We start from the raw sequence: 26919 nt of genomic DNA, 5'->3' as shown, positions 1-26919 counted from the left end.
CACGGCAATGCCGCGCTCGAGCAATGCGCTCACAAAATAGAACGGGGTGCCCGCGAGAAGAACCGTGTCTCACGCAAGCACCCCGTATTTTACCACGTATCTTTCAAGAAATTACAGACTAACTCTGCGAAACCTCATCGGAAGAGGAGCCGCCGCGGCCCTTCCTCCTCACCACCAGGGCCTCGATCTTCTTTGCGAGCTCGCCCACGTACTCCGAGCCAGCGTCGGTAAGCGAGACGCTCGTGGTGTGGCTGCCTCCCGCGACGTGCTCGCGCGAGACGAGGCCCTTCTCCTCGAGCGAGGTGACCGACATCGAGACCGTGGGCTGCAGCAGGCCGAGGGCCTCCACGATCTGCATGATGGTGAGAGACTCGGACTCCGCGCTCAGCAGGCCAAGGAGAACGAGGTCACCGGCCTTGCAAAAGAGCGAGCCCATGGCGTCAACGTACTTCACGACGCGCTCCGGGGAGGTGCGGGAGAGGGCGCGGCCGGTGGGAATCTGCCCGCGCGTGAGCGAGGCGAGCTCCATGACGTGCTCACGGCCCTTCTCTGAGATGGAGCACACCACGTTGCGGTGGTCGACAACGCCCTCGGCACGGTCGATGAGGCCGAGGCCGGCGAGGTGGTTGGTACGGTGCGTCATAGTGGGACGCAGGGCGCCCTGATACTCCGCGATGGAGGAGGTCTTGATGGGCTCGTCCGCCTCGTTCAGACGACACAGGATCGCAAACTCCTCAAACGTGAGGCGCTCGTCCGACTTAACCTTCTGGCGAACGTTGTTGTATGCCCGACGAACGGACATGTATTCCCTGAGGTCCACTACCCCTGCCCCTGTCTCTCGCAAGTTCAAACAAATTCCAGCATGCCCGCCACGGAAGGCTACGTACTTTATAGGTTCGCAGTATAGCGGGGTGGCGTTTGCCGAGTGCCAATTCTTGCACTCATTCAAAAAAATGTAAAGAACCAGCACAAGGGTAACCAATGAAACGGGGCGACCCACGCTTTGGGCCGCCCCGTGAGGTTTGGATGGCTGAGAGGCTGGGACGCTACATGCTCTGCGGCGCGCTGACCCCAATGAGGTCGAGCGTGAGCGCGAGCACGCGGCGCGTGGCGTCGCAGGCGGCGAGGCGCGCGTGCGAGAGCGCCTCGTCGAGCGGGCGACCCTTGCCGGGAAGCACCTGGCACACCGTGTAGAACGAGTGGAACTCGCCCGCCAGCTCCTCGGCGTAGTGCGTGAGGCGGAACGGGGCGCGGTCGCGCGCGCAGCTCTCCAGCAGGCCGGGAAGCTCGCCGAGCTTGCGGGCAAGCGCCGCCTCTGCAGGTGCGTCCAGCAGACCGAGGTCGTAGGACTCCCCCACCGCACGACGGGCAACCTCGTCCATGCCGAGCTCCGCTGCCTCCTCGACGGTGACGCCTGCGCCGCGGCGCAGGATCGAGCAGATGCGGGCGTGTGCGTACTGCACGTAATAGACCGGGTTGGTGTTGTCCTGGCGCTTAACGCGCTCGATGTCAAAGTCAATCATCTGGTTGGATGACTTGGAGATGAGCGTGTAGCGCGTGGCGTCGGCGCCCACCTCGGCAAGAAGCTCGTCAAAGGTGACCATCGTGCCCTTGCGCTTGGACATGCGCACGGGGCTGCCGTCGCGCAGCAGGTTCACGAGCTGGCCGAGAAGGACCTCAAACTGCGTGGGGTAGCCGAGGGCCTCACAGGCGGACTGCACGCGCTGGATGTAGCCGTGGTGGTCGGCGCCCCAGATGTCGATCACGTGGTCGACACGCTGGAACTTGTTCCAGTGATAGGCAACGTCGGAGGCGAAGTAGGTGTACTCGCCGTTGGTCTTGATGAGCACGCGGTCCTTGTCGTCGCCAAAGGTGGTGGAGCGGAACCACAGGGCACCCGCCTCGTCGCGGTAGAGGTGACCGAGCTCGTCCAGGGTGGCCAGCGCGCGGTCCACGGCGGAGGTGCCGGTCTCGTCCTTCTCGTAGAGGCTGCGCTCGGAGAACCACACGTCAAAGTCGCAGCGCGCCTCGTGGCAGGTGTTTCGGATGGAGTCGAGCATCCAGAGGTAGGCGCGCTCGCGGAACTCCGCCATGCGCTCGTCCTCGGACGCGGCCGCCCACTTCTCGCCGTCCTCGCGCACAAAGCGCGCGGCGATGTCGACGATGTAGTCGCCACCGTAGGCGTTGCCGCCCAGGGCCTCGTTGAAGGCGTCCGTGAGCGGGTGGGTCTCGGGGCGTTCGTCACCCTCGTCCGCCACAAAGGCCTCGCGGTCGGCGAGAAGAACCTCGCGTGCCTCGTCAAGGCTCGCGCCGCGCTCCACCATCACGGCAAGGAGCTGCTGGTAGCGCATCGAGATGGAGTGCCCGAAGACATCCATCTGCGAGCCGTGGTCGTTGACGTAGTACTCGCGCTCCACGTCGTAGCCCACGTGCTCGAGGACGCGGCAGAGGGAGTCGCCGATGGCCACCCAGCGGCCGTGACCGATGTGGAGGGGCCCCACGGGGTTTGCGGAGACAAACTCCACCTGCACCTTGGTTCCGCCGCCCATGGTGGAGCGGGCGTAGTCCATGCCCTGCTCGCGCACAGTGCGGAAGATCTCGTTGGCGGAGGCGGTGGCCAGGTAGAAGTTGATGAAGCCGGGGCCCGCCACCTCAACGCGATCCACCGAGGGATCGGCGGCGAGGTGCGCCACGATGGCGTCCGCGATCTGGCGCGGCGCGCGACGGGCGAGCTTTGCCGAGCGCATGGCCACGGTGGAGCTCCAGTCGCCGTTGGCCGGGTCGGCGGGGCGCTCAAAGCCGAGGTCACCGACCTCAAAGGCAGGCAGGTCACCGGCCTCCTGCGCGGCGGCGATGGCGGCTCGGACGAGCTCCTCGATCTTCTCGGGCATAACGGCTCCCTTGGTCTCTCTTAGGCATAGCTGCTTGATTCTATCAAAGTCACGCCGAGAAGAACGTGACGTGGCGGCGCCCCTCCTCTGGTCCGCGACCGCCCCCACCCGTGTTGTCCGCATTTATTTGCGGACAACGGGGACTTGCGCTCCCTTGGAGCTCCCTCAGACCCGTGTTGTCCGCATTTATTTGCGGACAACATGGCGGGACAGCCGTCTCAGCCTCGCCGCAACAACGAGCCCCCGCCTCGTTCAAGAGAGACGGGGGCGAGAAGAACCACTGTCTGTGGCGTCAAAACCTAGTGACAGTTCTTACAGGGACGCACCTTGCCTGCCTTCCTTGCTTCGTCAAGCGTGCCGGACTTGACGGTCTTGGAACGCTTGAGCGACGGGCAGTCCCTGGTGGAGTGATATACCTCACCGCTGGGAGTCCAGTACACCACACTCGTCTGCGGCTCGCTCGGAGCAGGGTTGCTCGGCTGGCTCGGGGCGGGATCGGGGTTGCTCGGCTGGCTGGGTGCCGGGTCCGGCGCGGGCTCAGGAGCCGGAATAGTCTTGCCCTCCTCGAGGGCGTACCAGCCCGTGCCCTCGGCCTTCCAGCCAATCGCCACGAGTCTGTCGTTCTCCTCTTGGTTCGTGGTGTAGTTGTGCGTCGCGGTCCGCTCGAAGGGGTTGAACTGCCTCAGCACGGCCACGCTTCCGCCGGAGTACCACCCGACGTTCTCGTTGGTCCAGCCCAGGGCAACGAGCGCGTCGCGCTCCTCAAGGTCCAGAACGTAGTGGTGGTCGTCGGTATAGCTGTTGAACAGGCGATACACCGGGTCACCGGTCGTGGGCGCAACCCAGCCGACGCCCTCGGCGGTCCAGCCAATGCTCGCGAGCGTGTCGCGCTCCTGCGTCGAGGCGGTGTAGAAGTGCTCGCCCGTGTACTGGTTGTAGAGGCGGTACATGTCAACGCCATCGTCCGCACGCGAGGCCGCCGGAGCAACAACAAGCGCCACGAGCACGCCAAGCAGCGTTGCCAGGACACCTCTGCGCAGAATCTTCGCTCTCATGGGAGCTCCTTTCTACCGGGACTTGAAACCCAGCTGAATGTATCACCGGCCATATGCCGACCTGACGCGCTATTCCGCCAGCGGTGCCAACGTGTGGGGCCGAACGCCGAGAAAACCCGGCCTCTGTACCAGATTCGCGAGAAGGCGCCGAGAAATACGTCCCCCTGTACCGGCCGTCCGGCGGACGTGCCGAGAAAACTGGGCCGCTGTGCCAGCACCACGCGACACAGAAGTCACGCCGAGAAGAACCCGCAGGTAGGAGGTTCGTCCCAACAAGGACGCCGGCCCTTCTCGCCGCAAGACGCCGCCGCCCCCTGCGCTCGCGGCACAGGGGGCGGTTTTTCTCGGCGCGATCTCTGGAAAGCGGTACAGCCGCAGGGTTTTCTCGGCACGAGGGGCGCTTGCTGGTACAGCCGCCGGGTTTTCTCGGCACCTAGACCGTGGGGCGACCGCTCTCGGCGCGCTCCTCGCGGGCGAGGCGGCTGCGCAGGTCGGCAAGGCCGAGCTCGAGCCCCACCGGATAGGTCTGCGGGTTGAGGAAGCGGGCAACCGCCGGGTCAAGGCGCATGAGGGCCTCGCGGCAGCGCTCGCGGGCCGTCTCGATCCCCTCGGGCTCGCCCACGCGCTCGCCGTGGCGCACCATCTCAACGAGCAGGTCCTTCGGCTCGCCGGACAGACGGTGAACGAGGTACGGGTCGAGGATGTCCACCATCTCGCGCGGCTCGCCGGGGCGCGCGACCTCGTCCACGACGAGCATGTCCGCGGTGGGGCGACCGGCCTGGTCGTAGTAGCGCACCACGCGCTGGACGCCGGGCACCGTGCGCTTGTAGGACTGCTCGGAGAGCTTGATCACCGGCGTCCAGGGCTCGTCCTTCTCGCGACGGACGGCGGAGAGCTTGTAGACGCCGCCGAGCGAGGGCTGCGGGTCGCAGGTGGCGAGCTTGGTGCCCACGCCAAAGGAGTCGATGGGCGCGCCCTGCGCAAAGAGCGACTGGATGGTGTACTCGTCGAGGTCGTTGGAGACCGAGATCTTCACGTACGGCAGTCCGGCCTCGTCAAAGGCGGCGCGGGCCTCCTTGGAGAGGCGCGCGAGGTCGCCGGAGTCCAGGCGCACCGCGGAGAGCCGCTCGCCGGCGGCCTCCATCTCCTTGGCCACGGTGATCGCGTTCTTGATGCCCTGGTGCACGTCGTAGGTGTCGAGCAGCAGCACGCAGTTCTTGGGGCTCGACTTGGCAAACGCGCGGAAGGCCTCGAGCTCGCTCGGGAACGCCATGACCCATGAGTGGGCGTGCGTGCCAAAGACGGGAATCCCGTAGATCTTGCCCGCGAGCACGTTAGAGGTGGACGAGGCGCCCGCGATGTAGGAGGCACGGGCCACGGCAAGGCCGCCGTCCGGGCCCTGGGCGCGGCGCAGGCCAAAGTCGGAGACGGGGTGCCCCTCGGCCGCGCGCACCACGCGCGCCGTCTTGGTGGCAACGAGCGTCTGGAAGTTCACGAGGTTCAGGAGGGCAGTCTCGATGAGCTGGCAGTCGATGACGGGGCCCTCAACGCGTACCATGGGCTCGCGGCCAAAGACGACCTGACCCTCGGGCACCGCGTGAATCGTGAGGTCCAGACGGTGGTTGCGCAGGTACTCGAGGAACGCCGGCTTGAACATGGGCCCGCCGCCGGGGGCCTGGACGCCCGCGAGGTAGGCGATGTCGTCGTCCTCAAAGACGAAGTTCTCCACGAGGTCGGCGATCTGGCCGGTGCCGCAGCACACGGCGTAGCCGCCGTCAAAGGGGCAGTCGCGGAAGAACGCGTTGAAGCACGCCTCGCCATCCGCAAGGCCCGACTCCCAGAACCCCTGGGCCATCGTGAGCTCGTAGAGGTCGGTGTTGAGGCAGACGTCGGTGGGCTTGGTGCGATCGGTGAGAGACATGGGCCCTCCTATCCAAGACTATCCAAGAGCCGTGACGGCAAGCCACACGGCCGCCACCACCACAATGGCGAGAATGACGATCTTCTGTCCCAGGGGCATCTTGAGGTCGTCCTCGTCGGGCTCCATCAGCTTGCGTCCCCGCTCGCGCGCGGCGGCGTCCCTCGCGGCAGCCTCGCGCTCCGCCTCGTTCGCGGCACGCTGGGCGCGCAGGCGCTCAAGCTCGGCTCGCTCGGCGGCGTCCTTGGCCGCCTGCTCGCGTGCGGCCTTCTCGGCGCGCAGCTGCTCGAGCTCGGCTCGCTCCTCGTCGGTGAGCTTCTCGTCTGCCATGGTCCCTCCGTCTACGTGGGCTGACAGAGCCACATGATACCCCTTCGACGGCAGGGCGCGCCCCCGAGAATGGCCTAGCCCAGCTCAGGGCCCTCCACGCCGGTGGCATCGAAGGCGGGAACGAAGCTCTCCGAGACGGTGCCGCCCTCCTGCCACCAGATGCGCTCGAAGCCGAGGTCATCCGCGTGGCAGAGGACGATCTCGTACTCCTCCTCCGAGACCGGGCCGGCAAGGGGCCCGCCCGCGCGGCGGCACGCCTCGTTGGGGGTGTACTGGTTCATGATCGAGAGGTCGACCTCGTTTCCCGCGAGCTCCCACACGCGGTCGAGCACGGCGAGCGAGTCGTCCGCGTGGCTCGGCAGCACGAGGTGGCGCACGATGATGCCGCGGCGCATCGGTCCGTCCGGCGCAAGCTCGCGCCCGCCCGCGGCGTGCACGCCCTCGAGCATGGCGAGAAGCGCCTCGACCGCAACCTCGGGGTAGTCCGGCGCCGCGGAGAGCTCGCCGGCAAGCGCGCCGCTCGCGTACTTGAAGTCGGTGAGCCACACGTCCACCACGTCCGCAAGCGCTCGCACCACCTCGGCGCGCTCGTAGCCCGAGGTGTTGCACACGATGGGAAGGCCCAGGCCGGCGCCGCGGGCAAGGAGGACCGCCTCGCGCACGTCCGGCGCAAAGTGCAGGGGCGTCACGAGGTTGATGTTGAGCGCGCCCGCGGCCTGGAGCTCGAGCATCATCTCGGCAAGGCGGGCCGTGGTGACGGGAAGGCCAAAGCCCTCGCTCGAGATCTCGTGGTTCTGGCAGAAGACGCAGCGCAGCGGGCAGCCCGAGAAGAAGATCGCGCCCGAGCCGGACTCGCCGGAGATGGGCGGCTCCTCCCAGAAGTGCAGGGCGCTTCTCGCCACGCGCAGCTCCGAGGTCATGCCGCAGCGCCCGGGCACACCGTCGGCGCGACGCGCCTGGCAGCGGCGCGGGCAGAGCTCGCAGCGCTCGTAGGCGGCAGCGGCGAGCAGGTCCTTCTCGGCGGGCACTATTGGTCCTTCCTGTGGAAGAGGCGCTCGTGCTCGTGGAGCTTCTCGGCCTCCTCCTCAAAGGCGTCGTCGGCCGGCGACACCAGCTCGTCCTCGCCGGTCTTGGGGTCGTAGTGGTGCAGGAGCACCGGCTCAAAGAGGTGGAGGTGCCAGGCAAAGAGCATCGAGACGCCCAGCAGCACGCAGAAGATGGCAATGCGCGGCAGCGTGTCCACCTGCGTCATGACGAGCGAGCCCACGCACAGAAGCGCGGTCCAGGCGTACATGAGCAGGACCGCCTGGCGCTGGTCAAAGCCCTCGGCCAGCAGGCGGTGATGGATGTGGCCGCGGTCGGCGTGGCTGATGCCGGTGTGCCCGCGCAGGCGCCGCACGATGGCGGAGAAGGTGTCGATGATGGGGACCGCCGCAATGACGAGCGGCACGATGATCGTGGTGAGGCCAGCCACGCGCGTCACGGAGAGCAGCGAGGAGACGCCGAGTGCAAAGCCAAGCGTGAGGGCACCGGAGTCTCCCATGAAGATGGACGCGGGGTTGAAGTTGTAGCGCAAAAAGCCAAGCGAGGCGCCCGCCACGGCAACGGAGAGCGCCGCCGCGTCGAGCCGCCCGGCCATGAGGGCGAGCGCAAACATCGTGATGCTCGCGATGGCGGAGATGCCCGCGGCAAGGCCGTCAAGGCCGTCGATGAGGTTGATGATGTTGGTATAGGCCACGAGGTAGATCACGGTGATGGGATAGGCAAACCACCCCAGGCTCACAAACCCGGGGACAAACGGGTTGGAGATGTCACCGATCACCAGGCCCGCGGCAACGGCAAGCGTGGAGGCTATCACCTGCCCCACGAGCTTCTGGAGCGGCGTGAGCGAGAAGCGGTCGTCGAGCAGCCCCGTGAAGAAGATGGCGAGAAACGCGAGCACGAGCAGCCAGTAGTCGATCTGCATCTTGGGCGAGGGCACCAGGACCGCCGGCCACCCAAGACATGTGGTGCCGAGGTACTGGACCACAAAGGCCGCCACGATGCCCAGGAAGATGGCAATGCCGCCCATGCGCGGGATGGGCTCCTTGTTGATGCGACGGGCGTTGGGGTAGTCAACGGCGTCTACCGCAATGGCGATGCGTCGAGCGAGCGGGGTCGAGAGCAGGGTCGCCACCAGCGCGGCGAGAAATAGGCAGAGGTATGGTATCCAGTGTGGAACCACCTTGTGTCCTCCCCCGTACCTCTCGCATTTGGTCCTGCCCCGCCCATGATAGCGGAAGCTGCGCCCATGGTGCTGAAAGACAGCTTGGAGACCCCGGCGCGGGACCGAAAAACTCACGCTCGCATCAACTGTTGCCGAGAAGAACCCGCATGTCAAGACTGGTTTTACCCGGGACGTGACCTATAGTAGAGATGTCGTTCCCCTGCGGGCAAACTGGGTGAACCGACAAGCGTTACTTGGGAGTCCGAGATCTCGTGTTCAGTACGGAGATTCCCCGGTGATGGGAAAGCCGGAACGCGCGATGAGGACACCCACCTTATGAGAGGTGGGTTCATTGACGCACCGCAGGGGACGGCTTTTTTGTGTTGACACCGGACGTTCGAAACGTCACAATATCCAACGCGCGATGCGCCTGGGGACGTAGCTCAGCTGGGAGAGCGCTGCCTTCGCAAGGCAGAGGCCGGGGGTTCGAATCCCCTCGTCTCCACCATGATCGTTAGGGCCCGGATGCTTTGGCGTCCGGGTTTTTTCATGCCGCGGGACTGTGCCCGGGCCTTCACTGCCGAGAGAACCGGCCCTCTGTACCAGTTTTCTCATTTGACGCCGAGAAAAGCTCGCCTCTTTACCACCCATCAAGATCACGTGCCGAGAAAAACCTTCCTCTGTACCAAGAGGGGCCACGGGACGACCTGGCAGCCGGCACAGCCGCGGGCTTTTCTCGGCACCGACGGTACAACGGAAAGGTTTTCTCGGCGACCCGCTCCGTGACGCGGCGCAGGGGGCCGGTTTTCTCGGCGCGGCCCTAGTAGCAGCCGCGAAGCGAGTACCAGCCGTCGGCCTCCCCCACCACGAGCGGCACGCCAAAGAGCTCGCTCATCACGTTGCTGGCGAGAAGTTCGGACTTGGGGCCGTCGGCAAAGACCTCGGCGTCCTTGATGAGAAGGACGCGCTCGATGGCGGGGATGATGTCCTCGGGGTAGTGCGTCACGAGCACCACCGAGCGCCCCTCGGCGGCAAGGGTCCCCATGGTCTTTCTCACGTGGTACATGCCCTCGGGGTCAAGGCCCGTGCAGGGCTCGTCAAAGATGAGCACCTGCGGGTCGCGCACGAGCTCGCGTGCCACGAGCACGCGCCGGACCTGCCCGGTTGAGAGCGTCATCACGTCGCGCGGCGCAAGCTCAGCGATGCCCAGGCGCTCCAGGGCGTCCAGGGCGAGCGCGCGGTCCTTCTCGCCCACGTTGCCGCGCAGCGGAACGCCGAGGGTGCCGAAGAGGCCGCCGGTGACGATGTCGATCACGGGAAGGTGCACGCGCACCTGGTCGTGCATCGTGGAGCTCACGATGCCGAGGGTCCGCTTGATGTCGGCGAGCTGGGGGCGCTCCTGGCCGCGAAAGCGCACGGGCGGCTCCTCGCGCCACAGGGGGAAGACCTCGCGCGTGAGCAGCTGGATGAACGTGGACTTGCCCGCCCCGTTGGGGCCGAGAAGCGCCACGTGCTCGCCCTCCGCGAGGGAGAAGTCCCCCACGTGGAGAATGGTCTTGCCGCCGCGCACCACGCTCGCGTCGTGAATCTGGAAGAGCGGGGTCGATGCGCCCCTCTGGGCAGCCGCGTCCGTCTCGTTGGTTTCCATTGTGTGCCCCCTTCTCGCGCGCCGAGACGCGTGCGTCCCGGCGAGGACTACTATAGGCAGACCAAAACATCCCCGACGCGCCAAGACGCGCGCCGTCACCAACTAGCAAAGGAGCGCATGATGGCCGAGATGCTCACGCTCGAGGCGTTTGAGGAGGCCTCCGAGAAGGTCCGCGAGGTCACGCTTGAGACCAAGCTCGTGGAGAGCCCGCACTTCTCGGCGCAGACGGGCAACCGCGTGTGGCTCAAGCCCGAGAACCTCCAGCGCACCGGCGCCTACAAGGTGCGCGGCGCCTACTACAAGATCTCCACCCTCTCCCCCGAGGAGCTGGGGCGCGGCATCATCACGGCGAGCGCCGGCAACCACGCGCAGGGCGTGGCCTTTGCCGCCACGCGCGCGGGCGCCCGCTCCGTGGTGGTGATGCCTGAGACCACGCCGCTCATCAAGGTGGAGCGCACCAAGCACTACGGCGCCGAGGTCGTACTGCACGGCGACGTCTACGACGAGGCGTGCGACGAGGCGCTGCGGCTTGCCGAGGAGCGCGGCTACACCTTCATCCACCCGTTCAACGACCCGACGGTCTCCACGGGCCAGGGCACCATTGCCATGGAGGTCGTCTCTGAGCTGCCGCTCGTGGACACGATCCTCGTGCCGGTGGGCGGCGGCGGCCTGGCCTGCGGCGTTGCCACCTTCGCCAAGCTCTACAACCCCAAGATCCGCGTCATCGGCGTGGAGCCGGCTGGCGCGCCGAGCCTCACGGCGGCGCTCGAGGCGGGCCACCCCATGCGCCTGCCGAGCGCCAACACCATCGCGGACGGCACCGCGGTCCTGGAGGTGGGCGACAAGGTCTTCCCGTACCTGCGCGACAACCTCGACGACGTCATGACCGTGCCGGACGACGAGCTCGTGGTGGCCTTCCTCGACATGGTGGAGAACCACAAGATGATCGTGGAGAACTCGGGCCTGCTCACCGTGGCGGCGCTCAAGCACCTCCCGGCCGAGAACAAGCGCGTGGTCTCGATCCTCTCCGGCGGCAACATGGACGTCATCACGATGAGCTCGGTGGTACAGCACGGCCTCATCATGCGCGACCGCATCTTCACCGTGAGCGTGCTGCTCCCCGACCGCCCGGGCATGCTCGTGCGCGTGGCACAGGTCATTGCCGAGAAGAGCGGCAACGTCATCAAGCTGGAGCACAATCAGTTCGTGAGCACCAACCGCAACGCAGCCGTTGAGCTGCGCGTTACGATCGAGGCCTTTGGCACCGACCACAAGCACGAGATCGTCGACGCCCTCAAGGCCGCCGGCCTCACGCCAACGCTGGTCCAGACCTCGCTGTAGCGCACGTCACAAGCGCCGAGAAAATCCGGGGGCTGTACCGGTTTTACGGCATCGTGCCGAGAGAATCCGTGGTCTGTACCGGCGGCTCCTGGCGCACCTCTCTCCCGCGCCGAGAAAAAACGGGGTCTGTACCACTTTTCCGATATGGCGCCGAGAAATGCGCCCCTCTGTACCGGCGCGGCACATGCCGTCCGGTAGCCCGCGGCACAGGGGGCGGTTTTTCTCGGCAAACTTTCCGGAAAGCGATACAGAAGCGAGGTTTTCTCGGCGCCGAGCCGGGCGGTCTGGTACAGCCTCCGGGATTTCTCGGCGCCTCCGCGGGAGGCAGTGTACAGAGGGCCGCTATTCTCGGCACGCTTTCTGAAAAGCGGCACAGAGGCTGACTATTCTCGGCATGAGGACCAGGCGGGCGGCGTTCGCGCAAAGCCGCCGCTCGCCGTGGAAACGATACCGTTCGCGGGCGGTCACGGGGCGGAAACACGCCCCGCGTAGAGTAGCCCCACTGAGCAAATGCGATGACAGGGCCAGTACGGGCCGCATCCGTCACACAGCGAGCGGGCAGCGTGAGAACCCGCGTCGGACGGCCCCGAAGACTCCCTCGAGCAGCTCGCGAGAACCTCCGCGCCGAGCAGCGGGCCAACCCCGCGATCGCGCCGAGAAGTACCGCGCGCCGGCGGCCACCGTGACGGCTTCGAGGCCACGCCTCGCATTTCTCACACCGACAAGAGAAAGCGAGGGGGAACGTGGAACTCAGAAGCGACGCAATCAAGCGGGGCCTGGCGCGCGCGCCGCACCGCAGCCTGCTCAAGGCCGACGGCCTCACCGACGAGGAGCTGGACCGCCCGCTCGTCGCCGTGGTCTCCGCCCAGAACGAGGTCATCCCCGGACACCTTCACCTCCAGCAGATCGCCGACGCCGTGAAGGCGGGCGTGCGCATGGCCGGCGGCACCCCGCTGCAGGTCAACACCATCGGCGTCTGCGACGGCATCGCCATGAACCACGAGGGCATGCACTACAGCCTCACGAGCCGCGAGGTCATCGCGGACAGCGTTGAGTGCGCGGTCCAGGGCCACCAGTTCGACGCGATGGTCCTCATCCCCTCCTGCGACAAGATCGTCCCCGGAATGCTCATCGCCGCGGCGCGCCTGGACATCCCCACCGTGCTCGTCTCCGGCGGCCCCATGCTCGCCGGCCGCGGGCGCGACGGCAGCCAGACCGACCTCAACTCTCTCTTCGACGCCGTGGGCCAGGTCACCGCCGGCACCATGACCGAGGAGGAGTGCTCCTGGCTCGAGGGCACGGCCTGCCCCACCTGCGGCAGCTGCTCCGGCATGTTTACCGCCAACTCCATCTGCTGCCTCGCCGAGGCCCTCGGCATCGCACTGCCCGGCAACGGCACCGTGCCCGCCGTCTACTCGGAGCGCATCCGCCTGGCCAAGCAGGCCGGCATGAAAGTCATGGAGCTCGTCGAGAAGAACGTGACGGCCCGCCAGATCCTCACGCCCGCCGCCATCCACAACGGCATGGTGCTCGACATGGCCTTTGGCGGCTCCACCAACACGATGCTCCACCTCACGGCTATCGCTCAGGCAGCCGGCTGCCCCGTCACCATGGAGGACTGGGACCGCGCGAGCGCCGAGACGCCCAACATCGTGCGCATCGCGCCGGCAGGGCCGCTCCACATCCAGGACCTGAACGACGTGGGCGGCGTCTCCGCCATCATCGGCGAGCTCGGCCGCACCGGCCACCTCGACCTTACGGCCCTCACCTGCCACGGCACCATGGCCGAGTGGGTCGCGGAGTGCCCACCCGTGGACGGCGAGGTCGTCCGCAGCGTGGACAGCGCCTACTCCCCCGACGGTGGCCTCAAGGTCATGCGCGGCAACCTCGCACCGGACTGCGGCGTGGTCAAGAAGAGCGCCGTCGCGCCGGAGATGTGGCAGCACAGCGGCCCCGCGCGCGTCTTTGACTCCGAGGAGGAGGCCTGCGCGGCCATCTTTGGCGGGGCGATAAATCCCGGCGACGTGGTGGTCATCCGCTACGAGGGCCCCTCGGGCGGTCCCGGCATGCGCGAGATGCTCACCCCCACCTCCGCCATCTGCGGCATGGGGCTCGCGAGCTCGGTGGCGCTCATCACCGACGGGCGCTTCTCCGGTGCCTCCAAGGGCCCGTGCATCGGCCACGTCTCCCCCGAGGCGGCCGCCGGCGGCCCGATCGCCCTCGTCCAGGAGGGCGACATCATTGACATCGACATCCAGACCGGCACGCTCGAGCTGCGCGTCGCAGACGACGTTCTCGCCGAGCGCCGCGCCGCATGGGAGCCGCCCGCGCCCAAGTACACCACGGGAGTCCTCTCCCGTTACGCAAAGCTGGTCACGAGCGCAGACAAGGGGGCATACCTCTCATGATCACCGTTGAGGAGAAGATCGCCCGGCGCCAGCGCGCCATCGAGGGGCGTCCGTTTGGCCCGGGAAGCAAGACGGAGCACGAGGGCAAGACCATGACCGGCGCGCAGGCCATTATCGCCTGCCTCGAGGCCGAGGGTGTGGACACGATTTTTGGCTACCCCGGGGGCCAGGCCATCAAGATCTACGACGCCCTCTATGACTCCAAGAAGATCCGCCACGTCCTCGCCCGCCACGAGCAGGGCGCCACCCACATGGCGGACGGCTACGCGCGCGCCACGGGCAAGGTGGGCGTGGTGCTCGTTACCTCCGGCCCCGGCGCCACCAACACCGTCACGGGCATCGCCACCGCCTACATGGACTCGGTGCCCATGGTCGTCATCACCGGCCAGGTCACGCGCGGCGTCATTGGCACGGACGCCTTCCAGGAGTCCGACATCGTGGGCATCACGATGCCCATCGTCAAGCACAGCTTCCTCTTGCAGTCCACCGACGAGCTCACCAAGACCTTCCGCGAGGCGTTCTACATCGCCTCGACCGGACGCCCGGGCCCCGTCCTCATTGACATCCCGAGCGACCTCTCCGGCTCCGAGATGGTCTTCCACTACCCCGACAGCGTTGACATCCCGAGCTATCGCCCCACCTACAAGGGCAACGCGAAGCAGGTCAAGCAGGCCGCCGAGCTCATCTGCCAGGCGGAGCGCCCCCTCATCATGGCGGGCGGCGGCATCGTGGCCTCCCACGCCTGCCCGGAGCTCGTGGCGCTTGCCGAGCGCATGCAGATCCCCGTGGTCACCACGCTCATGGGCAAGGCGGCCATCCCCTGCTCCAACCCGCTCAACCTCGGCCCCGTGGGCATGCACGGCTCCAAGTACGCCAACATGGCGGTCACGGAGTCAGACCTCATCATCGCCTGCGGCGCGCGCTTCTCGGACCGCGTGACCGGCAAGGTGGACGAGTTCGCGCCGCACGCCAAGATCATCCACATCGACATCGACCCGGCGGAGATCGGCAAGATCATCAACCCCAACGTGCCCATCGTGGGCGACGTCAAGGTGGTCCTCTCCGCCATCAACGAGCGCCTGGAGAAGATGGGCGCCACCTCCGTCTGCGAGAAGTGGCGCGACGAGGTCTTCAGCTGGCGCGAGCGCTGGCCGTTCTACACCTCCGACTTTGCGGACTACCCGGACAAGATCGCGCCCGAGGTCCTTCTCGAGACCCTCTCCGACAAGCTCGACCCGCACGCCTCCATCGTGACCACCGAGGTGGGCCAGCACCAGATGTGGGCCCTGCAGAACATCCACCGCGAGCACGCGCGCACCTTCATCTCCTCCGGCGGCCTCGGCACGATGGGCTTTGGCTTCCCCGCCGCCATCGGCGCCAAGATCGGCTGCCCGGACGAGCAGGTCGTCTGCATCGCCGGCGACGGCTCCTTCCAGATGAACAGCCAGGAGATGGCCACCGCCAAGATCAACGACGTGCCGGTCAAGGTGCTCATCATCGACAACCGCGCGCTCGGCATGGTCCACCAGTGGCAGCACCTCTTCTACAACGACCGCTTCTCGTTCACCGAGCTTGCGGACAACCCGGACTTTGTGAAGCTCGCCGACGCCTACGGCTGGCGCGCGCGGCGCATCACCAAGCCCGAGGAGGTCAACGACGCGCTCGACGAGATGCTCGCCTCCGACGAGCCCTACCTCCTCGACGTGGTCATCCCCGCCGCACAGACCGTCTACCCGATGGTCGCGCCCGGCGCGCCGATCGACGACATCATCGGCGCCCTCGACGTCACGCTCGGCGGCGTGCGCGTCACCGAGAAGGGCTTTGGCGAGGCGGGACGACCGCGCGTCAAGCCGTCCCACGAAGGAGTTGATGAGTGATGAACTACCTGCTCTCCGTTCTCGTTGAGAACAAGCCGGGCGTGCTCTCCCGCGTGACGGGCCTCATCAGCCGTCGTGGTTTCAACATCGAGTCGCTCACCGTCGCTCCCACGGAAGACGAGAGCCTCTCCCGCATGACCATCATCGTGGAGGCCGACGAGGTGGGCTTTGAGCAGATCACCAAGCAGCTGCACAAGCTCGTCTCGGTCTACAAGATCTCCGACCTCACCTACGAGGAGGCCGTCGAGCGCGAGCTCGTGCTCTTCAAGGTGCAGTCCTCGCCTGAGCGCCGCCACGAGGTCATCGAAATCGCCAACGTCTTCCGTGCCAAGGTGGTTGACGTGGGCAAGAACACACTCACGATCGAGGCCACCGGCACCGCGAGCAAGCTCGACGCGATGGAGGACCTCTTCCGCAGCTACGGCATCAAGCAGCTCACGCGCACCGGCAAGATCGCCATGTCGCGCGGCGCTCAATAGATCAAAGGCAAGCTTCGCTTTTGACCCAAACGGTACATACGGCCCCACAAACAAAGGAGAAGAACATGGCCGTCGACATCTATTACGAGAAGGACGTGGACCCCAGCGTCATCCAGGGCAAGAAGGTCGCCATCATCGGCTACGGCTCTCAGGGCCACGCCCACGCGCTGAACCTCCTGGACTCTGGCGTTGACGTCCGCGTGGGCCTGCGTGAGGGCTCCAAGTCCGCCCAGGCCGCACAGGAGGCCGGCCTCAAGGTCATGAGCATGGACGACGCCGCCGAGGAGGCCGACGTCATCATGATGCTCGTCCCCGACGAGACCCAGCCCAAGGTCTATGAGGAGCACATCAAGGACCACCTCAAGCCCGGCGACACCCTCGCCTTCGCTCACGGCTTCAACATCCACTACGGCTACATCAAGGCCCCCGAGGACGTCAACGTCATCATGTGCGCCCCCAAGGGCCCGGGCCACATCGTGCGCCGCCAGTACACCGAGGGCTCCGGCGTGCCCGACCTCGCCTGCGTCTACCAGGACGCCACCGGCGACGCCTGGGACATCGTCCTCTCCTACTGCTGGGGCGTCGGCGGCGCCCGCTCCGGCATCATCAAGGCCACCTTCAAGGAGGAGACCGAGGAGGACCTCTTCGGCGAGCAGGCGGTGCTGTGCGGCGGCCTCGTTGAGCTCGTGAAGGCCGGCTTCGAGACCCTGACCGAGGCGGGCTACCCCGAGGAGCTGGCCTACTTCGAGGTCTACCACGAGATGAAGATGATCGTCGACCTCATGTACGAGTCCGGCATCCACTTCATGAACTACTCGATCTCCAACACCGCCGAGTATGGCGAGTACTACGCCGGCCCGCAGGTCATCAACGCCGAGTCCCGTGAGGCCATGAAGAAGATCCTGGCCCGCATCCAGGACGGATCGTTTGCCCAGGAGTTTGTTGACGACTGCAACAACGGCCACAAGTGGCTGCTCGAGAAGCGCGAGGAGATCAACTCCCACCCCATCGAGAAGACCGGCGAGAAGATCCGCTCGATGTTCTCCTGGATCAAGAAGGACTAGCCCAGCACATTTGGGACAGTCCCTTCGTAACAGTCCTTGATATTGGTTGGGGCCCGGCACCATATCTCGGTGCCGGGCCCCAGCGTTAAGGTGACCTCACAGATCAGACGCCGTACCAGGCAATTCCCTCAGAGGTCCACCCAATCTTGACGAGCGCGTCGCGCTCCCCGGCGCTCGCGGTGTAGTGGTGCGTGCAGCTGTCAACGTACTTGTTGAAGAGACGATAGAGCGGCTTTCCGTCCTTGCCCGCCGAGTACCAGCCCACGCCCTCGCCAATCCAGCCGATCTTCACAAGCGAGTCGTACTCGTTCTTGCTCATGGTGTAGTGATGGTCACCCTTGGGCGCGTAGGGGTTGTACAGGCGGTAGACCGGGTCACCGGAAGCGGGCGCCGTCCAGCCCTCGCCCTCTGCGGTCCAGCCAATGCGCACGAGGCTGTCGCGCTCGGAGGCGTCCGAGGTATAGAGGTGCTCGCCGCTCCACTGGTTGTAGAGGCGATACATCACGCGAGAAGAGGAAGCCTTCGTGGACACCTCAAACGTCTTGGACCAGGTGTAGCCACCAACAGACGTTGCGGTTATCGTCACCTTCCCTGCCTTGTTGCCCGCCTTCACCACGCCATCGGAACCAACCGTGGCAATGCTGGTGTCAGACGAGGTCCACGTGTACCCCTTGGCGTCCGTGGGGCAGTAGACCCTGTCCCACCCGGGGTTGGAAATGCCCACCACAAGCTCGTACGTCTCGCCAGCGTTAAGCGGCTCCGGATTCTCCTGCGCCCTGTTGAGGTTGAAGCCGGACCCCTCATAGGGGACCACGTCGTACATGAGCTTGATCGTGGCCGTCACGTCCTTGGTTCCGCTCGGGACCGCTCCGGTAGCGTCGCTCTCGGAGAAGACCTGCACCCAGTAGGTGACGGCGCCCACCTTGAAGCTGCCCACGCCCATGGAGGACCAGCGGGAGTTGATGATATTGCTATAGTGCCCGGGGCTGTTGACCCACTGGTTCATGACGGCCTCAGGCGTGCTCGTCCCCGCGGCGATGTTCTCGCCGGAGATGCGCGCAGAGATGCTGAAGCAGTCCTCCCCGTCCGGGCGCGTATGCGAGAAGTTCAGCGCGCACTCCGCGGCACGCTGCATGGCAGCCTCGGTGAGCTCGGCGTCAATCGTCACCGGCGCGGCGCCCTTCTTGGCCCGCTCCTGGTTCACGAGGTCCACGACCTGCTTTGCGTAGTCGTAGTTCTCGGTGCCGCTCACATAGACGGTCTCATCGTGCTTGACGTAGTTGCCGGACGCCGTCTGTGTGAGATAGCTCGGCATGGGCGTGGCAAAGGAGTCGCACCCGTCAAAGGTCGAGCCGTCGATGCGCTTGACATTGTCGCCAAACTCAATGGAGCGCAGCGAGGAGCAGTTGTGGAACGACCAGAAGCCGTACTGCTCAATGCCTGAGGCATTGGTAACGGAAGAGAGCCGGGTGCACTCCGAGAAGACCTTGTCGCGCAGCACCTTCATACCCGATGAGAGACGCGCCGACGTCAGCCACTCGCACGTCTCGAACGCACCTTCCTGAACCTCGGTCACGCTGTCGGGGAGGCTCACGGACGTGAGAGGCACGCCATAGAACGCCCAGTAACAAATCTTCTCAAGCCCGGAGGGCAAGGAGACCTGGCTCAGGTAATCGTTTGCGACAAAGGCCTCGGAGGCTATCACACGCGTGCCCTGGGGCACCGCGTAGGATGACGCGGTCAGCCCAGACGGATAGCCGTAGAGCACGCTCCCGTCCTTGGAGAACAGCACGCCGTCGCGCACGGAGTAGTTCTTGCACCCCGCCGCCACCTTGAATCCCTGGAAACTCTTGCAATCCACGACAGGGTTGTAGGAGTAGTCCCGCTGATAGCTGTACGCCGGGCCGCTGTAGCCAACAGAGTAGTCCATGGGCTCGAGTTCCGCGGGAATGGTCAGCGAGGTAAGGTTGGGACATCCCCAGAAGGCGCGGTCGGAGAGCGTCTTCAAGCCACTCGGCAGCTCGACGCCGGTAAACGCACAGCGAACAAACGCCTCATCGCCTATGTAGGTCAATGTGCTCGGAAGCTTGACGGAGGCAAGATTGTCAAAGCCGTAGAACGACCTGCTGTTGATCGTCTCCACGCCCTCAGGTATCGTCACGGACGTTACGGCCTGCTTGTCCGCAACCGTGCTCAGCGAGATAACCTTCACCCGCTTGCCGCTGATTGAGGAAGGAAACACGAGGCTCGGACCGTTGCCGGTGTAGCCGGTGATCGATACCGTGCCGTCACTGAGGACAGAATACGTAAACTCCCCGGACACGAGGTCACCGCTCGCGCCCCCGGCACCGCCGCCCGAACGTGTTGCAGACGCACCCGAGGTCGCGCCATAGGCATCTGGCACGAGGTCCTTCTCGGCGTCCACGCTCTCCTTGGTTGCCGCCTCGTCCGTCACGGGCGCCGCAGCCTTGCCATCAAGAAGCGGCGCGTCCGCACGCGCAACCATGGGGGTGCCGAGAAGCGCCGCTCCCGCAAGGGCAACGGCCAGCGCGGCTCCGGCCACCGGGCGGCGCCACAAAGCGTTTCTCATCTGAGCTCCCTTCCGTACGTGGGGGTACATTTCATAAAGAGAAGTGTACTCCCCCGCCCGGACAGAGTCTCAACCAAGCGGAGCGGACTCGCCTAGCGCGATCCCCACGCGCCGCGAGAGGTCGATGGCCGGCCGCTCAACAAGGCGCCAGAACACAACGGCAACGGCCATGCACAGGACAAGAGCCACCGCAGCCTGCGCCCAGCCAGCCGTCACGCCGGCAAGGGGGAGCGCCGCCTCGAGCGCCCCGATCACAAGGGAGTGCGACAAGTAGAGCGAGAAGGACACCGTTCCCAAAAAGCGCGCCGGGCGCGTGGAGAGGGCACGGCGCACGAGGCCGTCCGTCATGGCAAGTGCCACCAGCCCCGCGCAGGCGGCATTCATGAGCGTCTGCAGCGCGGCCTCAGGAGGGGCGCCAAGTTGCCCGAGAAGCCCCGCCCGCACGGCCTGAGCAAGCTCGATCACGGCGAGCAGGGCAAGAAGCGCGCCAACCTCCGCCGCGGGCGCCAAGTGCGTCCGTGAAAGCTCGTCCAGGTGCTTGGCGAGCAGCACGCCGAGCCAAAACGTCAGACACAGGCGCAGGGGAAAGTACCCGCACCAATGAGAGACGAAGATGCCCGCAAGAATGGCCAGAGCCGCCGCCCCGTCCCTGCGGACGCGCGCGAGACACGCCACCGCAAGCGGAAGCGTAAGCGAGAACCAGAGCTCCCAGCCCATGGACCACACGGGCGAGTTCACGCGCACGAGAGGATCTCCAAAGAGGGTCACGGTGTCATCCGACACAAAGAAGAGCACGTCAAACTGCATGAGGACGTCATGGACGATGCGCTGCGGGGTTCCGGCAAAGTCGATTGCCACGGCGGAGCGCCCCGTGGAGCCCATGCGCCATGCCACGTATCCCGCCACGATGCCCAGGGCAACCGCCGCCACGAGCGGCACGCCCAGCCGGACAATGCGACGCGGGAAGTAGCCGAGCCAGTCGTAGCGCTCCCCCGCGCGCATCCGCGCAAGGGGCGCAAGCGTGAGCACCACGCCTGAGAGCACAAAGAACACCACCACGGCCGGAGCGCCCGGTATGAGCGGGTACGGCCCCTCCGGGCCCCACAGCTCGAGCATCACTGCCACGTGAAGCAGCAGCACGGCAACGCAGGCAACGCCTCGAAGGCCGTCAAGCGCGTGGATGCGTGGTGCTTGCGAGGAGGATTGCATGTGTCTCCCGGTTGGTTGGCGTGGACGGCCTTCTATTAAAGCGCACTTCTCGGCACGGTGCCGTGGTGCAAGATCGTCACGAAAAAGGGGCGGCGCCCCATCGCGCCGCCCCGCCTCTTTGTACTTTGGAATCACCCGTGTCAAAAATCGAAGATGGACAACTGGGAGATATAGAACTTGGGCCCGCTTCGAGTGTTCCTGTCATCAGTCCGTTCCGAGATACGTCTCGGAGAACGTTGGCGAGTGCGCTCGCCCAAGATGTTATAGGACCTCGGTCGCACGGTCGGCGGGCCCAAACTGCGCGTGATTTTCACTGTTCACTGGACTCGCCTCCTTCTGACGGTCGCTTGGTTGGTAGCGACGCTGCCCTTGCTTACTCCTCTTGTTCCCGCTTGTACCGACTTTACGCACCCGTTTCCGAGCTCTCCGCGGACGGTGCGTTTTTACCGGCAGACGGCACAACGCCTACGTCGCGGGCGAGAAGCTCGGCGAGCTCCCGACTCGAGTGCACGCCCAGGCGCGTGTAGGCGCGGGCCCGATACGCGTTCACCGTTCCCGGGGCAACATGCAGCTGGTCGCAGATCAGCTGCGTCCCCGCCCCACTCGCGATCAACGTCACCACATGCGCCTCAAGCTCTCCCAGACCGCGACCGCGCAGATAGAGAACGCAACGGTCCTCGTCGGCGAGAAGGCCCTCGGAAATCGCGTCCCTCGGCAGAAGCGCGGCGGACGCAAGCCAGAGCACCCCGAGCGGGTATCCCACCATCGCAGCGGCGTTCAGCCAGTTGATGTCAATGCTCACAATGCCAAAGATGCTGATGACGGGAGAGTTTGTGCCGGGCAGACCACCCAGAAGAAGCCCCTGAAGCGCCACCGCAGCGCAGAGAAACGCGCACCGTGGCGTCATGGACGGTCGCGCCCACGGGTGCAGCCTCCGCGCACGTGCGACAGCCAGGACTATCGCAGGCGGCAGAACGAGAATCGCCAGGGCAAAGAGCGCATTGGCAGCCGAGAAGGACGTGACGAGCAGACCGATCAGCTTGGCACCGCAAAACCCCACGACGAACAGGCCGGGCACGAGCGGGGACCCAACGTCGATAACGTCGTCCTTATCGGCAGGAACCACGGGATCCAACTCGTCCAACGATGCAATGCCGAGCTTCTCGCAGGCGCGCGAGCGATAGGTGGCCACGGAGGAGGCGCTGATTGAGAGGGCCTGGGCAATCTGCGCCTGAGTGTGGCCGGCAAGGAGCCCCTGGGCAACGTCGCGCTCACGGTCCGTGAGGCCCGTTGCTGCCGCAAGCTCGTCAAAGGGCGTGCTCGCAGCGTATTTCTCGGCCTTCGCAGAGGAGCCTGTTGCCCACAAGACGCCCGTCACCGCCCAGGCGAGCATGGAGGCATAGCGCAGCACCGATTGGGCGCCCACGAGAGCCCGATAAAAGCCATAGGGCACGGAGTCCAGGGCACCATCGCCATACACTAAAGAGAGCTCAATGCACAGCGAGGCAACGTATGCCACGCTGCAGACAGTCGCGATCAGGACAATGGGGCGCGCATGACGCCTCAGGCGGTCAACGACAACATAGGCCAGCGCAGCCGCGAGCACAGAGAGCGGCAGGGAGGACGACCACGCAAAGTCGAGCGGACTCATGCCACCGGACACCCCCATTGCGCTCAGACGGGAGCAGAACTTGAGATAGTACGTCCCCGCCGGGGCGGCAACAAGGACCGCGCCCCAGAGCACCCAAAGAACCATCCGGACCGATCTTCTCGCCTGCATTGCGTCTCCTCTCCTCCATCCGATGCGCCCATCGTAGGCAAAGACGCCAGAAACGTCATGTCGTGGACGCTATGCAAGCGCCCATGACACGACGTTTCTCGAGAAAAAAGCGCCCCGGGCGAGAACCCGGGGCGAAAATGTTACGAAGGGACTGTCCCTTTGTTACATCTACTCCGCGTCGGCGAGGGCCTTCTTGGCGACCTCGGCGATCTCGGCGAAGGTGGCCTCGTCGCTGTAGGCGATCTCAGCAAGGACCTTGCGGTCGAGCTCGACGCCGGCGAGCTTGAGGCCGTGCATGAGGCGGCTGTAGGAGAGGCCGTTCACGCGGGCGGCGGCGTTGATGCGCTGAATCCACAGGGCGCGAAACTCGCGCTTCTTGTTGCGACGATCGCGGTAGGCGTACTGGCCGGAGTGCTGGGCCTGCTCCTTCATGCCACGGAAGGTGCGAGAGCGGACTCCGTAGTAACCCTTGGTGCGCTCGACGAGCGTCTGACGCTTCTTACGGCCGGCAACGGCGCGCTTGACTCGTGCCATATCTGATCAACTCCTTGGTGAAAACTTCAATCGAGGGACGCTCGTGCGCCTACTTGGAACCCATGCGCTGGGACACGGTCTTGACGTCCGCGTCGGAGATCACGGTCTCCTGACGGAAGCCGCGGATGCGCTTGGGGGACTTCTTGGTCAGGATGTGGCTCTTGAACGCCTTGGCGCGCATGATCTTGCCGGAACCGGTGCGGCGGAAACGCTTGGCCGTACCCTTGTGCGTCTTCATCTTGGGCATGCTAGTTCTCCTTCTCCGTGGTGACATCCCCGTCCCCATCAGCCTTCTTGTCAAAGGCGCCCTTGATCGGGACGATGGTCATGTGCATGTTGCGGCCTTCCATGAGCGGCTTCTGCTCGACCGTCGCGACGTCCTTGAGGTCCTCAGCCAGGCGATCAAGCACCATGCGCCCCTGCTCCGGGTGGGCCATCTCGCGGCCGCGGAACATGATCGTGATCTTGACGCGGGCGCCCTTCTTGAGGAAGCGGACGACGTGACCCTTCTTGGTCTCGTAGTCACCCACGTCAATCTTGGGACGGAACTTCATCTCCTTGATCTCGACCTTGGCCTGGTTCTTGCGAGCGGCCTTGGCCTTGCGGTCCTGCTCGTACTTGAACTTCTTGTAGTCGAGCATCTTGCAGACGGGAGGCTCCGCGTTGGGCGCAATCTCCACGAGGTCGAGACCCTGGTCGTTGGCGATGCGGAGGGCATCGCGCACGCCGAAGAGGCCCATCTGGGAGCCGTCAGCGCCAATCAGGCGACACGTGCGTGAAGTGATCTCCTCGTTGATGCGAGGACCGTCTTTCCTGGCTATCTTCTACACCTTCCTCTCGTCGCGGCTGTTGCCGCATAGAAAAAGCTCCCGGCACCATGAGTCAGCATCCGGGAGACATCGCTCGCGCGTGGCGAGAAGAGCTACGTTGTCCAACCAGACAGCTGCCTCGGGGGGCGCCGTTCAGGTGGGGACCCAAGTTCGATCCCACTTCGCAAAAAGCACACTGGAGCAGAATAGCACGGCCGTGCTGTACGGGCAACAGGTTTTTCTCGCCAGATTTTCTTCACACGGCATTGATGACAAAGGCTGACAAAGGTGACAGGGTAGTTTGTCATGATGACAGTCTACCCTGTCACCTTTGTCATCATTAGAGGTTGAGGGAGGCGGACTGGACGTAGGTGCGAGCCTGATACTCGCGGTCAAGGTCGTAGAGGCCCTTGGGGTCGCAGCCAAAGAGCTTCATGTTGGTAATCATGTCGCGCGCGTTGGTCTCCTCCTCGCCCTGCTCGGAGACAAACCAGTCCAGGAACTTCATCGTGCGGACGTCGTGCGCCTCGTGGGCCACCTCGTAGCAGTGGTGGATGAGACTCGTGACGTACTCCTCGTGCTCGAGGCCCGCCTCGAGCGGCGCGAGGTCGTTCTCGAAGGTCTTGTCGGGCTTGGCGATGGCCTCCATCGTGGGCTTGAAGTCGTTGTCGAGGAGGTAGCGGCGGATGGCCAGCGCGTGGTCCATCTCCTCCTTGGCCTGAATCTCGTACCAGTTGGCAAAGCCCTTCAGGCCGCGGTCCTCGTAGTAGTCGGCAAAGGTGAGGTAGAGATAGGCGGAGTACATCTCCTTGTTGATCTGCTCGTTGAGGACGGATGTGACCTCGCTCGTAAGTGCCATATTGCTTCCTTTCCTTGGGTGTCTGCGTACGCTGACACTATACCCAAACGGAGCGGGGCGCAGCCGGCGTGCACGGGCCCGCTACGAATCCCGAGTAGCGCGTGGGGCGCGGCGGCGAGAAGAACGCGCTTCTCGCCAGCAGGAAAATCTGGTGCCCGAGGTGGGACTCGAACCCACACGAGTTTCCTCAGCGGTTTTTGAGACCGCCGCGTCTGCCATTCCGCCACTCGGGCCTGGGCGGCTCTCGCCGGCAGAACGACTATACCAGAGCGCGGGCGAGAAGGACGACGCGGCTAGTCCAAGCTCTCCAAATAGGAAAGGGCGTCAGCCACGCTCATCGCCGCGACGGGCGCGTGACGGCGCAGCTGGTCGTCGTTGGTGACGAGAAGGTCCGCCTTCGCGCGGTCCGCCGCCGAGAGGACGAGGTTGTCCTCAAAGTCTCGATGGAGGCGCTTGCGCTTGCGGGCGAGCCACACATCCGCCTGGTCGCATCCCACCGCGGTCGCGATCTCGCACATGTTGTCTACGCACCCCCAGGCCATCTCGGCCGCCGCCGCAGCGGCAGCATGGGAGAGCACGCCGGCATGTTCCCTACGATAATCGCTCTTATAGACGCTGCTCATGAGGTAGAAGATGTCCTTTGCGGAGGGTACGGAGTAGAGCAGGCTGGCTCCGAGTCCTAGCGCCCGATTAACCAGCGCGAGCATCTTCTCGTGACTGGGGCGACCGCCATCGAAGTAGTCAACCCAGGCGTTCGTGTCGAGAAGAATCTTCCGCGCGCTCACTCGGTCCACCCCATCTCCTCGCCAGAGCGCTCCCTGTAGGCAAGCTCCTTGAGCTCGTCATAGCTCAACTCGGAGGTAGGCGGAGGCCACGGAAGCCCGTTTGAGCAGTAGGAGCGCTCCATCAGGCTGGCACCCTCCTTGACCAACTTGAGCTTGCGCTGGATCTCCTTGTCGCGCGCGGCCTGCTCTCGCTGCCGCTCGTCGGGGAGGAGCGCCGCGCGGAGCTGGCCCGGAGACTCTTTAAGGTGCGTCGCCAGCTCCCAGAGCGCACGAACCGCCTGGGTGGGCGTGAGGCCGGCGGCAGCGAGCGCGGCGTCGCCCTCGCGCTTGAGCTCGGCGTCTATGCGGGCGTTGACCTGCACCGTCATGGTAGCTGCCATCGTGGTCCCCTTTCGTCGCTGATAGCGTATCGCGTGCGATGCGCCCTGTAAAGCATGTATCGCGCAAAGGTACGGCGGCGCGGGAAGCGGTCACTACCGCAGGAAGGGGTTCTGCGTGAGCTCCCGCGCCATCGTCGTGGCAGGGCCGTGCCCGCAGAGCAGCGCGGTCTCGGGCGCAATCTCGTCCGCCATGCGCGCGAGCGAGGCCATGATCGTGGGCTCGTCGCCGCCGGAAAGGTCCGTGCGGCCGTGGCTTCCCGGGAAGAGCGTGTCGCCCACGAAGGCGACGCCCTCGGCGCTGCCGCCGCCCACGAGCACGATGCCGCCCGGGGTGTGCCCCGGCGTCTCCATGACGGTGAACGTGGCGGTGCCCACGGCGATGACGTCTCCCTCGGAGAGCGTGCGGTCCGGGGCCGGGGCGTCGTCGTCATAGGAGCGGCCGACCTCGCTCATCTGGCCCGCCCGCGCGGCGAGCGCGGCGTCCGCGGCGTGGATGGCGAAGGGGGCGCCGGTGGCGCTCACGAGCGCGGCCACGCCGCCCACGTGGTCGCCATGGCCGTGCGTGGCAGCGACGCAGACGACGCACACGTCGCCCAGGTGCCCCGCCACCTGCTCCCCGGAGCCGCCGGGGTCAATGACCAGGCACTCCCCCGCGCTCACATAGGCATAGCAGTTGGTTGCGAGCGGCGTCACCACGTAGCGCCGCAGCTCGTCTCTCTTCTCGTCCATCGTCTCTCCTCCAAGGTGAATCAAGGG

General features: G+C 65.5%; 23 protein-coding genes and 2 tRNA genes. 6 read left to right on the top strand and 19 right to left on the bottom strand.

Annotated elements, in window-relative coordinates:
• Nucleotides 1-118: 118 nt before the first annotated feature.
• The 7 genes from QUW25_RS05900 to QUW25_RS05870 form a co-directional block, all read right to left on the bottom strand.
• On the bottom strand, nucleotides 119-820 hold the full coding sequence (locus QUW25_RS05900) for a MarR family transcriptional regulator (protein WP_289511290.1): 702 nt from the start codon (nucleotides 818-820) through the stop codon (nucleotides 119-121).
• 226 nt (nucleotides 821-1046) lie between these two features.
• Nucleotides 1047-2891: an arginine--tRNA ligase gene (gene argS / locus QUW25_RS05895; RefSeq protein WP_289511289.1), complete on the bottom strand. Its 1845-nt coding sequence runs from the start codon at nucleotides 2889-2891 to the stop codon at nucleotides 1047-1049.
• A 299-nt stretch (nucleotides 2892-3190) separates the two neighbouring features.
• Nucleotides 3191-3946, bottom strand: a complete 756-nt coding sequence (locus QUW25_RS05890) for a hypothetical protein (RefSeq protein ID WP_289511288.1) — start codon at nucleotides 3944-3946, stop codon at nucleotides 3191-3193.
• 433 nt (nucleotides 3947-4379) lie between these two features.
• Nucleotides 4380-5867 (bottom strand): nicotinate phosphoribosyltransferase, encoded by a 1488-nt coding sequence (locus tag QUW25_RS05885; RefSeq protein ID WP_289511287.1) that lies wholly within the window; start codon nucleotides 5865-5867, stop codon nucleotides 4380-4382.
• An 18-nt stretch (nucleotides 5868-5885) separates the two neighbouring features.
• Nucleotides 5886-6194: a hypothetical protein gene (locus QUW25_RS05880; protein WP_289511286.1), complete on the bottom strand. Its 309-nt coding sequence runs from the start codon at nucleotides 6192-6194 to the stop codon at nucleotides 5886-5888.
• Nucleotides 6195-6268: 74 nt separating this feature from the next.
• Complete coding sequence (locus tag QUW25_RS05875) at nucleotides 6269-7222, bottom strand: radical SAM protein (protein WP_289511285.1); 954 nt, start codon at nucleotides 7220-7222, stop codon at nucleotides 6269-6271.
• Nucleotides 7222-8418, bottom strand: coding sequence for a glycosyltransferase family 4 protein (locus QUW25_RS05870; RefSeq protein ID WP_289511284.1), 1197 nt, complete (start codon nucleotides 8416-8418; stop codon nucleotides 7222-7224). Before QUW25_RS05870 ends, QUW25_RS05875 begins: the two co-directional genes overlap by 1 nt.
• Before the next feature lie 414 nt (nucleotides 8419-8832).
• Here QUW25_RS05870 and QUW25_RS05865 point away from each other — a divergent pair.
• Nucleotides 8833-8908, top strand: a tRNA-Ala gene (locus QUW25_RS05865).
• Nucleotides 8909-9220: 312 nt separating this feature from the next.
• Here QUW25_RS05865 and QUW25_RS05860 read toward each other — a convergent pair.
• Nucleotides 9221-10048 (bottom strand): ABC transporter ATP-binding protein, encoded by an 828-nt coding sequence (locus QUW25_RS05860; RefSeq protein ID WP_289511283.1) that lies wholly within the window; start codon nucleotides 10046-10048, stop codon nucleotides 9221-9223.
• Between the two features lie 120 nt (nucleotides 10049-10168).
• On the opposite strand from QUW25_RS05860, the gene ilvA reads away from it, so the two are divergent.
• From ilvA to ilvC, 5 genes are all read left to right on the top strand, one after another.
• Nucleotides 10169-11389: a threonine ammonia-lyase gene (gene ilvA / locus QUW25_RS05855; protein ID WP_289511282.1), complete on the top strand. Its 1221-nt coding sequence runs from the start codon at nucleotides 10169-10171 to the stop codon at nucleotides 11387-11389.
• 743 nt (nucleotides 11390-12132) lie between these two features.
• On the top strand, nucleotides 12133-13797 hold the full coding sequence (gene ilvD, locus QUW25_RS05850; RefSeq protein ID WP_289511281.1) for a dihydroxy-acid dehydratase: 1665 nt from the start codon (nucleotides 12133-12135) through the stop codon (nucleotides 13795-13797).
• Complete coding sequence (gene ilvB / locus QUW25_RS05845) at nucleotides 13794-15674, top strand: biosynthetic-type acetolactate synthase large subunit (protein ID WP_289511280.1); 1881 nt, start codon at nucleotides 13794-13796, stop codon at nucleotides 15672-15674. Before ilvD ends, ilvB begins: the two co-directional genes overlap by 4 nt.
• Nucleotides 15674-16153: an acetolactate synthase small subunit gene (ilvN, locus tag QUW25_RS05840; RefSeq protein ID WP_289511279.1), complete on the top strand. Its 480-nt coding sequence runs from the start codon at nucleotides 15674-15676 to the stop codon at nucleotides 16151-16153. Before ilvB ends, ilvN begins: the two co-directional genes overlap by 1 nt.
• A 20-nt stretch (nucleotides 16154-16173) precedes the next feature.
• Nucleotides 16174-17217, top strand: coding sequence for a ketol-acid reductoisomerase (gene ilvC / locus QUW25_RS05835; protein ID WP_289511278.1), 1044 nt, complete (start codon nucleotides 16174-16176; stop codon nucleotides 17215-17217).
• Nucleotides 17218-17320: 103 nt separating this feature from the next.
• Here ilvC and QUW25_RS05830 read toward each other — a convergent pair whose 3' ends face one another.
• The 11 genes from QUW25_RS05830 to QUW25_RS05780 all read right to left on the bottom strand — a co-directional run bounded on the left by QUW25_RS05830 (nucleotide 17321) and on the right by QUW25_RS05780 (nucleotide 26892).
• Nucleotides 17321-19807 (bottom strand): leucine-rich repeat protein, encoded by a 2487-nt coding sequence (locus tag QUW25_RS05830; RefSeq protein WP_289511277.1) that lies wholly within the window; start codon nucleotides 19805-19807, stop codon nucleotides 17321-17323.
• Between the two features lie 69 nt (nucleotides 19808-19876).
• Complete coding sequence (locus tag QUW25_RS05825) at nucleotides 19877-21016, bottom strand: acyltransferase family protein (protein WP_289511276.1); 1140 nt, start codon at nucleotides 21014-21016, stop codon at nucleotides 19877-19879.
• 403 nt (nucleotides 21017-21419) lie between these two features.
• Nucleotides 21420-22796, bottom strand: a complete 1377-nt coding sequence (locus tag QUW25_RS05820; protein ID WP_289511275.1) for a LuxR C-terminal-related transcriptional regulator — start codon at nucleotides 22794-22796, stop codon at nucleotides 21420-21422.
• Nucleotides 22797-22964: 168 nt separating this feature from the next.
• Nucleotides 22965-23330, bottom strand: a complete 366-nt coding sequence (rplT, locus tag QUW25_RS05815) for a 50S ribosomal protein L20 (protein WP_289511274.1) — start codon at nucleotides 23328-23330, stop codon at nucleotides 22965-22967.
• Between the two features lie 49 nt (nucleotides 23331-23379).
• On the bottom strand, nucleotides 23380-23577 hold the full coding sequence (gene rpmI, locus QUW25_RS05810) for a 50S ribosomal protein L35 (protein ID WP_087350845.1): 198 nt from the start codon (nucleotides 23575-23577) through the stop codon (nucleotides 23380-23382).
• A gap of 1 nt (nucleotide 23578) precedes the next feature.
• Nucleotides 23579-24091 carry a translation initiation factor IF-3 gene (gene infC, locus QUW25_RS05805; RefSeq protein ID WP_289511323.1) on the bottom strand — a complete coding sequence of 171 codons (513 nt, stop codon included), beginning with the start codon at nucleotides 24089-24091 and terminating at the stop codon, nucleotides 23579-23581.
• Nucleotides 24092-24479: 388 nt separating this feature from the next.
• A complete protein-coding gene (locus QUW25_RS05800) occupies nucleotides 24480-24998 on the bottom strand; it encodes a ferritin (RefSeq protein ID WP_289511273.1) in 519 nt (172 codons plus the stop codon).
• A gap of 149 nt (nucleotides 24999-25147) precedes the next feature.
• A tRNA-Leu gene (locus tag QUW25_RS05795) sits at nucleotides 25148-25231 on the bottom strand.
• A 60-nt stretch (nucleotides 25232-25291) separates the two neighbouring features.
• Nucleotides 25292-25792 (bottom strand): type II toxin-antitoxin system VapC family toxin, encoded by a 501-nt coding sequence (locus QUW25_RS05790; RefSeq protein ID WP_289511272.1) that lies wholly within the window; start codon nucleotides 25790-25792, stop codon nucleotides 25292-25294.
• Nucleotides 25780-26163 (bottom strand): type II toxin-antitoxin system RelB/DinJ family antitoxin, encoded by a 384-nt coding sequence (locus tag QUW25_RS05785; RefSeq protein WP_289511271.1) that lies wholly within the window; start codon nucleotides 26161-26163, stop codon nucleotides 25780-25782. Before QUW25_RS05785 ends, QUW25_RS05790 begins: the two co-directional genes overlap by 13 nt.
• A gap of 93 nt (nucleotides 26164-26256) precedes the next feature.
• On the bottom strand, nucleotides 26257-26892 hold the full coding sequence (locus QUW25_RS05780; protein WP_289511270.1) for an MBL fold metallo-hydrolase: 636 nt from the start codon (nucleotides 26890-26892) through the stop codon (nucleotides 26257-26259).
• Nucleotides 26893-26919: the final 27 nt, after the last annotated feature.

The organism is Thermophilibacter provencensis, from assembly GCF_030372065.1.
Classification (GTDB): domain Bacteria; phylum Actinomycetota; class Coriobacteriia; order Coriobacteriales; family Atopobiaceae; genus Thermophilibacter; species Thermophilibacter provencensis_A.
This window is presented reverse-complemented; position numbering and strand designations above follow the sequence as displayed.